Origin of the sequence: Mycoplasma elephantis ATCC 51980 (genome assembly GCF_000687815.1) — a bacterium.
Classification (GTDB): domain Bacteria; phylum Bacillota_I; class Bacilli_A; order Mycoplasmatales; family Metamycoplasmataceae; genus Mycoplasma_H; species Mycoplasma_H elephantis.
Map to the genome: position 1 here is coordinate 1 of NZ_JHXU01000005.1, position 13,698 is coordinate 13,698.

10 protein-coding genes are annotated in these 13,698 nt (G+C 26.1%); 9 read left to right on the plus strand and 1 reads right to left on the minus strand.

Annotated features, from left to right (window positions below):
* From T380_RS0101585 to T380_RS0101625, 9 genes are all read left to right on the plus strand, one after another.
* The coding region (locus tag T380_RS0101585; protein WP_027334183.1) for an ABC transporter ATP-binding protein at positions 1–878 on the plus strand (878 nt) is incomplete at its 5' end.
* Positions 878–1,543 carry a hypothetical protein gene (locus tag T380_RS0101590; protein WP_027334184.1) on the plus strand — a complete coding sequence of 222 codons (666 nt, stop codon included), beginning with the start codon at positions 878–880 and terminating at the stop codon, positions 1,541–1,543. The genes T380_RS0101585 and T380_RS0101590, both read left to right, overlap by 1 nt.
* A 93-nt stretch (positions 1,544–1,636) precedes the next feature.
* Positions 1,637–3,409, plus strand: coding sequence for an alpha-amylase family glycosyl hydrolase (locus T380_RS0101595; protein ID WP_051599953.1), 1,773 nt, complete (start codon positions 1,637–1,639; stop codon positions 3,407–3,409).
* Positions 3,410–3,441: 32 nt separating this feature from the next.
* Complete coding sequence (locus T380_RS0101600) at positions 3,442–4,113, plus strand: winged helix-turn-helix domain-containing protein (protein ID WP_245594771.1); 672 nt, start codon at positions 3,442–3,444, stop codon at positions 4,111–4,113.
* A gap of 96 nt (positions 4,114–4,209) precedes the next feature.
* Entirely contained in the window at positions 4,210–6,240 is a 2,031-nt protein-coding gene (locus T380_RS0101605) for an alpha-amylase family glycosyl hydrolase (protein ID WP_027334187.1), read from the plus strand.
* Positions 6,241–6,248: 8 nt separating this feature from the next.
* Positions 6,249–7,886, plus strand: a complete 1,638-nt coding sequence (locus tag T380_RS0101610; protein WP_027334188.1) for an alpha-amylase family glycosyl hydrolase — start codon at positions 6,249–6,251, stop codon at positions 7,884–7,886.
* 12 nt (positions 7,887–7,898) lie between these two features.
* Positions 7,899–10,265: a glycosyl hydrolase family 65 domain-containing protein gene (locus T380_RS0101615; RefSeq protein ID WP_027334189.1), complete on the plus strand. Its 2,367-nt coding sequence runs from the start codon at positions 7,899–7,901 to the stop codon at positions 10,263–10,265.
* A complete protein-coding gene (gene pgmB, locus T380_RS0101620) occupies positions 10,258–10,932 on the plus strand; it encodes a beta-phosphoglucomutase (protein WP_027334190.1) in 675 nt (224 codons plus the stop codon). The genes T380_RS0101615 and pgmB overlap by 8 nt, the downstream gene beginning before the upstream one ends.
* 937 nt (positions 10,933–11,869) lie before the next feature.
* Positions 11,870–12,577, plus strand: a complete 708-nt coding sequence (locus tag T380_RS0101625) for a purine-nucleoside phosphorylase (RefSeq protein WP_027334191.1) — start codon at positions 11,870–11,872, stop codon at positions 12,575–12,577.
* 24 nt (positions 12,578–12,601) lie between these two features.
* Here T380_RS0101625 and T380_RS0101630 read toward each other — a convergent pair whose 3' ends face one another.
* The gene (locus tag T380_RS0101630) at positions 12,602–13,657 is read right to left on the minus strand and encodes an MAG5150 family histidine triad lipoprotein (RefSeq protein WP_027334192.1); all 1,056 of its coding nucleotides are present in this window, start codon (positions 13,655–13,657) and stop codon (positions 12,602–12,604) included.
* Between the last annotated feature and the right edge of the window lie 41 nt (positions 13,658–13,698).

Consider the following 13,698-nt stretch of genomic DNA (forward strand, 5'->3'; position numbering starts at 1 on the left):
ATAACTTATTACCTAGCGAAAGAAATATCGCTATGGTCTTTCAATCGTATGCTTTGTATCCACACATGAACGTTTATAACAATATTGCTTTTGGTTTAAAAATAGCTAAAGAACGTAAAGATGTTATTGATAGACGTGTTAAAGATGTAGCTAAAATTTTAAAAATTGAAAACTATTTATATCGTAAACCTCGAGATTTATCTGGGAGGCAAAGACAACGTGTTGCAATAGGTCGTGCTATCGCAAGAAAACCACAAGTATTTTTAATGGATGAACCATTATCAAACCTTGATGCCAAACTTCGTGAAAGTATGCGTCGTGAAATTGTTCATATTCATCGTATGCTAGGAGCTACAAGTATATATGTTACACACGACCAACTTGAAGCAATGACTATGGGGGATCAAATCGTTGTATTTAATGACGGAAATATTCAACAAAACGGAACAGGAAGAGAGTTATACTTTAAGCCAGCTAATGTTTTTGTTGCAAAATTTATCGGTTCCCCAACAATGAACACTTTTGATGCAACATGTCAAGATAGCGTAATTAAAAGTGAGTTTGGTGATATAAATATAAGACTTTCTGAAGAACTAGCAAATAATCTTAAAAATAAGAAGCTTATCGTTGGTTTTAGGAGTGAAGATATTTATATTAAATCATCAAAAACAAACAAATCAACTCCTGGCGCAATTAAAAACATAGAATTAATAGGTAAGGAACAACTTGTTACTGTTAAACTAATGAAAGATGATATTGAATTCATAGTTACTGCAAGCAATTCGGAAACATATTCATTATATTCAAAAGTTAATATAGAATTTAATGAAGAAAGAATTCATATCTTTGATTTTGAAACTGGCAAAAGGATAAATTAATGTTTCAATTATCAGAAAAGTTATCAAAATCAAAAGATAATTATTTAGTTAGAAAAATCCTACTTTTAATTTCTATTATATTAATTTGTATTACAATTGCATCATTGATTTGCTATTTATTCCACTTCTACAATAGAATTGATCAAGAGATAACATTTTTAAAAGATGTTGATCCAGCAAAAATTCATTCAACTAAAGAAAAAATAGAAAGTGATGCACTAATTAACTCTCATTCATATCAATTAAGAAATTTTTTACCATATCTGATTTTATTAAATTTAAGTATCCTTGCAATTGGTCTCTTGTTAAGTATATTTGCTATAACTGTTTTATTTCTAAATAAAAATAATGCTGAAAAATTTTTTATTTATTTAATTTTTATTCAATTATTCTCTTTCTGTATTTTCTTCCTCTCTATCTCAGTTTCAGAATATCAACTAAAAAAAGTGTTTGATTTTGGATATTTAAATGGAAATGAATTTGCTAAATATAAATATCTTCCAAAAATGAACATTTGATATGTATATGTTTCTTTATTTATAGCATTATCAAATATGATAATATTAATAATCGCTAAAACAAAATATGGATATTTAAAAAATGATAAATTACTTCAAAAAAAATTAATTGATACAACAAAATGAGAACAACAAATTATAAAATAAAACATAAAAACTCTGTACATCAGAGTTTTTTTGATATGTCAAGATTTTATTGTTGATTAATACAAATAAAATCTAAAAGAATAAAATAAATATATGAAATTACAAAAACAACTTACCTTTTTAGAAAAAATTAAAAGTAATCATTATCTTAAAAAATTTATTAAAAAACACCCAAATCAAAATTACGTTTCATGAGATGATGCAAAGTATATTATTAAAAATCCACACCTTACATATAAAGACCTTTACAAGAGCGAAAATCGTGTTGATAATTTAAAGATTGAATTATCAAGTAATGTTATGTATCAAGTTCTTGTTTATAATTTTGTTGACGGAAACAAAGACGGTATTGGAGATTTTTATGGACTAATCAATAAAATTGATTATTTTGTTAATTTGGGCATAGATCAAATTTGATTAAGTCCCATCCATCCTTCTTCTGGATATCACGGTTATTCAGTAATTGATTATTGTGATGTTGCGCCGCAATTAGGGGGCATGAAAGCTTTTAAAGAATTTTTAAAATTAGCTCATAAAAAAGGTATAAAAATATACCTTGATTTAGTGTTTAATCATACTTCTTATGAACATCCTTGATTTCAAGAAGCTTTGAAAGGAAATAAGAAATATGAAAATTTTTATAATTTTCACCCTAAGTCCGATGATAAAGATGCAAGAATCGACTTACAAAAAATTAGAAGTATTTATAAAAATATTGATCAAAGCTTTAAAGCAACTAACAAAAAATTTTTAGCAAGATTCTGAGCTGGTATGCCAGATCTAAATTTAAACAATAAAGAAGTAATTGAAGAACTTTGTTCAATTCAAAAATTTTGAACAAAAATCGGTGTTGACGGTTTTCGTTATGACGCTTTTAGTGAATATTTTTCTTCAGAAAGTGAAGAAAAAAATAATTTTACGGAATCGAAAATATTTAACGAATTGCGTATAGCATCAAATGAAATTACTAAAGAAAGCAATCAAAATGATGTTTTTATGATTGGTGAATGGTTAACAGAAGGGTTAAAGGCTTTTGAATATTTTGAGTATAATGGGCAAAAAGCATTAGATACAATTTATGATGGATGAAAACACTTTCGTGATAATGATGATGTAAGGTTATCTTACAATGAGTTAATAAGTATTATTGAAAGATATGAAAATACTAAATTTAAAAATGAATGAGTACCTTTTTTAGATAATCATGATACAACAAGATGACTTGATTATTATCGTTTAAATGTTAAAAAAATTAAAAACTACTCAAAAATAACAACAGATGAAATGGATGCAATCCGTTGCGCCCTTTTTTATTTGTTGTCATTACCGGCAAAACCAATTATATATTATGGTGATGAGCTATCTTATGCGGGAACAAGAGATTATGGAGACCCAGGTTTAAGGGAACCATTAAAATGATCTAATAAAAATGAAATTGCTGCCATTTTTGAAACAAAAGCTGATGCTGTGCAATCGCATTTATTTTTAAATGTTTCAAATTCTTTACTTTATGTTGAAGACATTATTAAAGATGATAAATCGATTTATAAGATGGTTGCACTTATAAATAGCCTAAGAAAAAAATACCCTTTTTTGAGTTCTACTAATTCAAAAACTCTTTATGACCCTTGATTAGTCGTTGATTCGGAAGAATATTCTAACATTATAGTTCGTAAAGATATAAATAATGAGAATGAAATGTTTGTTTTTGTTATTTTTACACATAAAACACAACTTAAACCAATACAAAAAATAAGCAGAAATTTTCACTTTAAAACAATTTATGAATATAATGTAAAAAATGAGCCATGAGGAATTGTGCCATTAGGATATGGTTGCGGTCTTTATAAAATAACAAGAAAATAACAAAATGTTTATTGTATATAATATATATTAATATGATTAATTCACAGGACAAAAAGAAAACACAGGTTATTATTGATTATTTAATTGATTTAATTAAAACACAAAAGGTACCAACTAATAAAATTTTACCTAGTGAGCATGCATTAATGATTCGTTTTAATTGTTCTAGAAGTATAGTTATTAAAGCATATCAAAAACTTGAAACTCTTGGGGCCATTTATTCCATCTCAAAAAGAGGACATTTTGTTGCTGAAAATTTTCATAATTTAATAAAACCAATTAGCTATTTAATAGGAGCAACTTCACAAGAGGGTGTTGAAATTAAAGATAAAAATTTACCCCAATGAATGAATGAAAAACGAATCCTTTTTGTTTATGGGCATCGTTCATTTGATAAAACATATTTTAAAGATAATGAAATTATTGCTAAGTCAAATATTTATTTAAGTTGTAAAAAAGTGGATAAAAATGAAATTATTGATTTTAATAAGTCTCTTACAGACTTATTAACTGAACGAGATGGGCTTAATAATATGGTTTACTCTCTTTCGTATGAAGAAGTTGATTGTTTATTTGATCAAAAAAATATTGTTGTTGTGACATTTTTTGGTTATGATGACGATAGCATTTGTATAGCTGGAAAATATTATATAAATCCTAAATACTTTAAGTTTTACCATCAAGAATTTTCATCAAGAACGTAAATTTTTTAACAAAAGATAAACACTTTTCTTTTGATATATCAAGATTATTGTTAATTTTTGTGAATATATTTAAATAAAATATAGAATGTAATTGTTATGAAATTAAGTGAACAAAATGACGATTTTTTTACTATTTTTGATGAAAAATACTCATATAAAAAAGGCGATTTAGGCGTTTTATTTGTCGATAATGACATTATTATAAAATTGTGACAACCACTAGCTAAAAATGTTGAATTGTTACTTTTTAATGATACTTGTGACAAACATGAATTTTTAAAAATAAGTATGAAAAAAGATGAAAATGTTTGGGTTGCAATTATAAATAATAAATATGAAGGTAAATTTTATCAATTCCTTATTACGCAAGATGATAACAAAAAAACTTTTGCGCTCGATCCATACGCCTATTCGCTTGGCGCTTTTGATTGAGAAGGTAAAGAAAATAAAGTTCCAAAAGGAGCTCTTGTTGATATAAAGAATAATAAGAAATGCGGAGAACTAACATATAAACTTAAAAATGACTTAAATGTTTCTTGTGATCCTTTTATATATGAGTTAAATATAAGGGATTATACAAGTTTAATTCAAGATAAACAAAGCGAAAGAACTGGTACATTTTTATCGGCGCTTAAATACAATATTTTTGATCATTTAAAATCTCTTTCAGTTTCACATGTTCAATTACTTCCCGTACATAACACTTATGCTATAAATGAAATGGATACAAGAATTTTAAACAAAGGTGATGGAAGCGGATGGACTACAAACTATAATTGAGGTTATGACACTATGCACTATTTTAGTGTTAATGGATATTACTCAAGTGACCCTTTTGATCCTTATAAAAGAATTTCTGAGTTTAAAATGTTTGTTAATGAAGCACATAAAAATAACATAGGTGTTATTTTAGATGTTGTTTATAACCATATGATGACCAATACTCTTTTAGATAATATTTTACCCGGTTATTATTACAGAGATAAATCAAAAATAAGACCTGTTGCTTATCCTCCGTTAGCAACACAAAGATATATGGTACGGAAATTAATTTATGAATCATTAAAACATTTTGTTGAGTATTATGGAGTTGATGGATTTAGATTTGATTTGTCTAGTTTTATTGATAAAGAAACATTTGATTATTGTGTTAAAAAATTAAGAGAAATTAAACCTAATTTAATTGTTCATGGTGAAGCATGACAATTTACAGACTTAGAATATAAAGATTCTTATGTTAAAGGTATTACAGATAATAAAATTCATTTTGGCTATTTTAATGATTCGTTAAGATCAATTATGACAAAAGATGAGCATGGCCAAGGACAAGGAATTGTTGATGTTCCAAACAAGGAGAAAATAGCCCAATATAGATCATGTGTTGTGGGAGGTTTAAATAACTATAACTGAAATAATAATATAGTTTATTCTAAACGTGAATATGATTTATTTACAAAATATCCCGGCAATAATTTGTCGTATGTTGCTTGTCATGATGGAGGAACATTATGAGATCGTCTATGTGTAGATGAGTCAAATAAAAAAGCTAAAATAGAAACAATTATTAATAAATATAGAATGGCATTAATGGCTCAAATTACTACACAAGGTAGACAACTTATTTTAGCGGGGACAGAATTAGCACATTCTAAGCCAGCTGATAAAACAGGTCAAGATTATAATAAATGTTTAAAATCAAAAACAAGTGATTTTTTCAATTTACAACCAGATGAAAATAAATATCATTTTAATTCATACAAATCTACAGATTATACAAATGGTATAAAATGAGAAAATTTAAATAACAAATTAATAAAAAAACATGTTTACGAATTTGTTCAAGATTTAATTAAATTTAGACAAAATACTCAATATTTCAGGTTAAATACAAGTGATGAAATTAATAAATATATAAGATTTGATGAAGAAAATAATAAAGAAAACATTGTTGATTATAGCATAAAAGTCGATGACAAAAAAGCTTTAAGAGTTATTCATAATTTTGATAAAAAAGACATTAAAATTATTGATTTTAACAAGTATAATGTGCTTTTTTGTTCAAGAATAGATAATAAAAAAAGTGATGCTATACAAGCGCAGACATCATATATATTATCAGAAAAATAGGAGATTATATGAATACAATAAAATTAGAAGACAAAGTAATTTACCAAATATTTCCTCGTTCATTTTATGATTCAAATAATGATGGTGATGGGGACCTTCTTGGAATTGTTGATAAGCTAGATTATCTACAAAATTTAGGTATTAATGCCATTTGATTATGCCCAATTTACGAAACAAACTTTGTTGATGCGGGTTATGATGTTTTAGATTATAAAAGCGTATGAAAACAATTTGGTACAATTGAAGATTTTAAAAAATTAACCAATGAAGCTCGTAAAAGAAACATTGATATTATTATGGATATTGTTTTAAATCATGTTTCAAATGAACATGAATGATTTAAGAAAGCATGTGAATCAGAAAAAAATACTGAACACAATTATTTTATTTGAAGACAAGAATTGGATGAAAATGAAAAACAAGCCACATCAATTTTTGGTGGTAGTGCATGAGAGTTTGTGCCTAGTGTAAATAAATATTATTTTCATTTATTCGCCAAAGAACAAGTAGATTTGAATTGAAATCATGAAGATACTATAAAAGCTATGTGTGATGTTATCGATTTTTGATATAACTTAGGAGTGCGCGGATTTCGTCTTGATGCCATTAAACATGTTTCCAAAAATTTTAAAGAAACAGTTAAAAATCCATGTTTTGCCTGATGTGAGGGCGCAGACAAAATGCTTTTAAAATTTAATAAATTAGCATTTAGTAATAAACCAGATGCTTATACACTTGGTGAGGCAAGTGGTATTAATTTAGAAGAGCTTTTAAAATATGGAACAGGAAATAAAAAGTTAGCAAATAATTATTATAATTTTGCATGATGATGAATCGGATGAGGAAAACAAACTGGTAGAAACGGATATGACTCAAATTGAGATTATAAAGAATTCGTATATCAACAAGAGCCATTTCAGCATTCAAAAAAAGTCCTCCCAAGCATGATCACTAATTTTTTATCAAATCACGATACATCTCGTAGTATTTCTCGCTGAGGAGATGAAAATATTTTTCATAAAGAAAGTGCTAAAACACATGCTTTAATGTTATTTGTTCTTAAAGGTATACCATGCATTTATTATGGTGAAGAAATAGGACTTTTAAATAATCAATTTAATAATAGAAATGAATTTCGTGATTGTGATATACATAATGGTTTTAAAGAATTAGTTGATGATAAAAAAGTATATAGTGAAGATGAATTTATTAAATACTGCAACATTAATAGTCGTGACTCAGGTAGGGCATTAATGACATGAGATAATACAATAAATTTTGGATTTAATAAAGGAGCTAAAACATGAATTAAAGTTAATTCAAGAAATCATGAAATAAATGTTGTTAACAATTTAAAAAATGAAAATAGTATTTTTAATTTTTATAAACAATTAATTAGTTATAGAAAAGATAAATATCATGATGTTTTAATTTATGGTGATAGTAAAATAAGTTTACAAGAAACTGGTGTTATAGAAATTGAAAGAAAATATAAAAACCAAAAACTAGTAGCTTACCTCAATGTGACAAAAAATGAAAAAAAAGTTAATATAAAAAAGGGGACACAAATTATCTCTAGTTATATAGATAATAAAAATGCGGAAAATATTTTAAGACCATATGAGTCAATTCTAATTAAATTATAAAAGGAGATGTGCATGGAATATATAAAGTATGACACGGTTAATGAAAAAATATCACAAGTTAAATTTGATAAAAATTTAACAGCTAAAACAGAAAGTATTTTTTCATTAGGTAATGGATATTTAGGTATTCGTAGTGTGGATGAAGAAGTTCAAGAATACAATAAAGAAGATTTTTTTGTTAATGGTATCTTTAATAAAACATCAAAGCATGAAGTTCCGGAATTAGCTAATCTTGCCGATTTAATCCAAACACCTATTATCTTTAATGGAAAAGTTTTTGAAGTATATGAAGATGATGAATACATCAAAACATTAGATATTAAAAATGGCTTGTTAGAACGTAAAATAATTGCAAAAAGACCATATGGAACATTTGAATTAAAATTTGAACGTTTTGTTTCTCAAGATATTATCCATATATATGCTCAAAAAATTTCAATTAAAGTATTAGAAGCAAAAGAAGAAATACCATTTATTATAAGACCAGGAATAAACGGTCAAGTAACAAATAATGGCGCACAACATTTCGAAGAAGGATTAAAACAAAGAATGACTAACGAGTCGCTTCGTATGGAACAAAGAACAACTCTATCAAATCGATTTGTTGTTCACCATCTTTATACCCGTTTTTTTAAAAATAATGAGTTAATAAAAGGTGGTCATGATAACTACCAAATTAGAACAGAACGCCGAAAAGTATTTTTTAACATTCAAGAAACAATAAAGCAGGGTGATGAAATTGTTTTAGAAAAACTTATGTCAGTTAATACTAATATTGATGCGGAAAATACAATTTTACCAGAACATGAAGTTGCTGTTAATGCATCACAAAATTTATCTAATCTTCTTAGAAATAATTATGACACATTAAGAACCAACTCAATTAATGCAATGCAAAAGGTTTGACAAAACTTTTTTGTTCAAATTGATGGAGACGAAGATAGTAAATATGATTCGCTTGCATTAAAATTTGCAATTTTTCATCTTAATAATTTTGTACCTAAAAATTCTACAAATCGTAATGTTGGAGCTAAAGGGTTATCTGGAGAAGGATACCAAGGACATACGTATTGAGATACTGAGTTGTTTTTAAATCCTAATTATTTATTTACTGATCCTCATGTAGTTGAACGTCTTTTGACATACCGCTATAAAGGAATAAAGGGAGCTCGTGATAAAGCTTATGAAAAAAAGTTAAGAAACGAAGAAAGTTTTCTTTTAGGAGCTCAATATCCATGAGAAATGGCTTGGCCTACTGATGGTGAAGTTTGTCCTTATTGGGGTCAAACAGATGTTAAGTCAGGAAAACAAATCCCTATTGCTAGTCGTAGACAAGAAATCCACGTATCTGCTGATATTGCGTATGCTGTATATCAATATTATTGTTTTACAAAAAATGAAGAATTCATGAAAAAAATGGGTTATGAAATGATTTTTGACACAGCGTTTTTTTACACAAATCGTGCAGAGCCCGAAATAAATGGTTCATTTTCAATTAAAGATGTTATGGGGCCTAATGAATATAAAGGAAACATTGATAATAATGCTTTTATTAATCAAATGGCTTTATATAATATTAATTTAGCTCTTTCATTTTATGAAAAACTATCGCAAAACGATCCGGGTTTATTAGAAAAAATCCTTAACAAAATACCTTATACTATTGATTTTACAAAAATGTATAAAGTTGCAGAAGCGCTTAAGGTTCAAAAACCAAATAATGATTTAATTATTCCTGAAAATGATTCATTTCTATCACTTCCTCTTTTAGATGTTCGTCCATTTCAAATGTTGGGGGATGCAGGTAAAAAACTTTTTAACACTCATGAAGGACACAAAAGACTTTCTGGACAAATTGTTAAACAAGCAGATGTTGTTCTTTTAACATATTTATTCCCAAAACTATACTCTAAAGAAGTAAGAAATAAAAACTTTAATTATTACGAAGCTATTACTACATATGATTCATCACTTTCGGCTGCCACATACTGTATAGAAGCGGTAAGATTAAATAAAATGGAACAAGCATATAAATTATTTAAATATGGTATAAATATTGATTTTGGTCCTTGAATGCATACTTCTGATGCAGGTATTCATGCTGGATCAATAGCGGCTATTTGACAAATGGTTGTGTTTGGTTTTGGTGGTTTAGGTTGATATGATGATAAACTTCATATTAATCCAAGACTACCTAAACATTGAGATCATTTAAGTTATAAAGTAATATATCAAGGTGTTGGTTTATTAGTTGATATCAAAAAAGATAATTTTAGTATATTAACATTAAACCCTGAAGAAAAACTTAATGTTTTTATTGATGATAATGAAGTAGAAATAAATCATAAAGTCAAAATATTTGAGGTTAAAAATGATTAAAGGCATTTTATTTGATTTGGATGGAGTTATTACAGACACTGCGCAATTACACTATTTGGCTTGGAAACAAATTGTAAAAGAATTCGGAATAGAATATAGTGAAGAAGAAAATGACAAATTAAGGGGTTTACCTAGAAAAGATACTTTATTGGCTATTTTTAAGTTAAAAAATTTTAGAAATGATTTAAGTGATAATGAATTAAATGATTTATGCACAAAGAAAAATAATCTTTATTTAGAATATTTGAATAAATATGTAAATAAAGACTATCTATTACCAGGAATTGAACAATTTTTAAAAGATATAAAAAAAGATAAAATTAAAACAGCAATTGCTTCATCAAGTTATAATGCTCCACTAATTTTAGAAAAATTAGGTGTTAAAGATTATTTTGATGTAATTGTTGATCCAGCTAGAGTTAAAAGGGGTAAGCCCGCGCCTGATATATTTATAATTGCTAAAGATGATTTAAATTTAAATAATGAGCAATGTGTTGGCATTGAAGATGCTGTAGCTGGCATTAATGCGCTTAATGATGCTAATATTAAATCAATAGCAATCACTAATAATAATGATAAATTGTTTAAGGATGCATCTCTTCTTTTGAAGTCAACTAATGAACTTAATTGAAAAACTATTAAAAGTTTTTTTAATAAAAATAAATAAACCATCATGGTTTATTTATTTTATATTTTGCCCCCATTGGATATTTTTTATTTGTTAGAATTTATATAGATTTTTAAATGAGTTCTAATTCTATAAAAAAGAAGCAACTCTCCATATTAACTTTTTTAGAATTAAAACATATGAATTTGAAGAAATATCTACTTCTTTAAGCATATATTTATCAGTAACTTTTTAGCGATTAGAGCATTAGAACTAGTTGTGATAAATAATGCTTTTTCTGTATAAAATTTATTTCTTTTATTATTTTATAAACCTTTTGATAAGCGAAAAGAGAACTAACTAAAATTATTTTTAATTTTTATTAATAGATGTATCCCTATATTGGTTAATAATTTATTATCTTCTTGATTGAAATTTTAACCATCATTATTTGTGTCACCCCCTCATAATTTATCTGTTTTATAAACTAATTTACTAAGGACGCAAACTTGTTAGTATATATTTATTTTTTCAATGTTTTTGACTAAAATTCATTGAAAAATCTTATTTTTTGCATAATTTTTTTAATTCATTTTTACTTAAATTTTTTGTTTTCTCATCAATAATATTATTTTAATTTTTTTGCATGATAAGGTATTAAAAGGTACATTTAAAATTAAAATTAGCTACATACTTAATACCAACACTTTCCATTTTTATCTAATTTATCAAATTCTCACTTAAATAACTAAGTGTATCACTTTTATTTATTTTCAAAAGTTTTCACCACTAGCATTACTAACAGTAAATATTGCTAAGGTAGTGATAAGAATGTTGATCTACTTAAAATTAAAATTTGTTTTTTCATTTTACTTTTATGCGAAAAAAAGCATCAAGTAATTATGTTTTTTATGATTATTCAAAACATAATTTATAGAAAAAGTAATATGTTTATGTTTCATATATAATAAAAAGATATATTAATTAAGGAGAAAAAATGGCTACACCACATATATCTTGTGAACCGGGCGATATTGCAAAAATTGTTTTAATGCCGGGGGATCCTCTTCGTGCTCAATTAATGGCAAAAAAATATTTAAAAGATGTGAAGTTAGTTTCAAGCGTGAGAAACATTTATTTTTATACTGGTTTTTATAATGGTAAAAAAATTACAATTGGCGCAAGTGGGATGGGTCCTACATCTATAGGAATTTATGCATATGAATTATTTAATGTTTATAATGTTGACACTATAGTTAGATTAGGTTCTGCTGGTTCATATAAAGAAAATTTAAAAATAAAAACACCAGTTCTTGTAACAAAAGCTGTTGCCGATGGTTATGGTTTTGTTAAGCTAATGACTGGTAAGGAAGAAATAGAAAATGAACCATCAAAAGATATAGTTCAATTATTAAATAATTCAGCAAAGGATATGAATATTAATTTATCAAAAGTTTGTGTTCATACTACAGATGTTTTTTATTCGATTAGACCACTTGATGAAACAATTAGAATTACAAAAAGTGATTGTGTAGATAATGAATGTTTTGCACTTTTTGCAACAGCGAAAAGATCAAATAAGAAAGCTGGAGCAATTCTTTCTATTTCTGAGAATTTAATAACTCATGAATCTATGACGAGTGATGAAAGACTAAATGAATTTTCTACAATGTTTGAAATAGCTCTTAATGCATTTTGTAAATAAAAAAAACACTAATTAAGTGTTTTTTTATAACAATAATTCATTTTCATCAAATTTTAAAATACCACACATACTTTTTAGAGGTTTTAGTAAATTATCAAAGTCATCAATCATTTTTTGCATCTCAGTTTCTGCTAAATTAATTTTTTCTTTTAATTCATTGTATTTAGGGATAATGTGATTAACAACTAAATCGTTAACTTTATCTCTATCATCTTTGTTTTTTAATATCATAAATTTATTATCTGATTTGTCTCAACCTTTATAATAATCAACCAATTTATTTAAATAATTATTAAATAAGTCTTTATTTTCAATTATTGATGTTCTAATGATATTTAATATTGCATGACTATGATTATGTTGTGATGATATGCCAGAGTGATTGTTTTCATGTTCATGTTCGTGTTCATGATTATGTTCATGTTCTAAAATTTTAAAATGGTCATAATCTTCACTTCTATTGTATAAATACTCTTTTAAAAATGAATAAGCATCTTTTATTTTTGTCTGTAAATCCTTATCTATAACTTCTTCATTTTCTCCAAGTTGTTTAAAATAATTAGCAAGATCATTTAATTTATTGTTAGAGTTTAAATTTTCATTCAGTAATGTTGAAATTTTTTCATTAATTTGACTTTTTGCATCATTTATTACTGTTTCAGAGTTTTCTAACGCCTCCATTCCTTGGCTGTGAGTTTTTTCAGTTGGAAATCAAAAAGCAAATAATTTGTATTCATCAGAGTTTTTATCAATATTTGTTTCAAATTCTCAATTTTTTGTTTGTAAATTTTCTATTTTTTTAAAAATATCACTACTAAAGCTTGCAACTTCATTTATAAATTTGCTTATGTCTTTTTTCTCATTTAAGAACATTTCGCCAAAATTGTTGCCATTATTATTTGCGAATTGTGGAAAGTGAGTTTGTTTATAATTTTTGATGTTTGTTTCTAATTCATTGTAATGTTTTTTTAAGTTGGTAGTTTTTTCAGAAATTTTTTTAGTATTTTGCACATTTCCGCATGAAACCGTAACCATTACTGGAATTACACTTAAAGATAAGATGAATGTTTTTTTTAACATAAAATGTTTTTTTCCTTTCTAAAAACATAATAAAATCACCA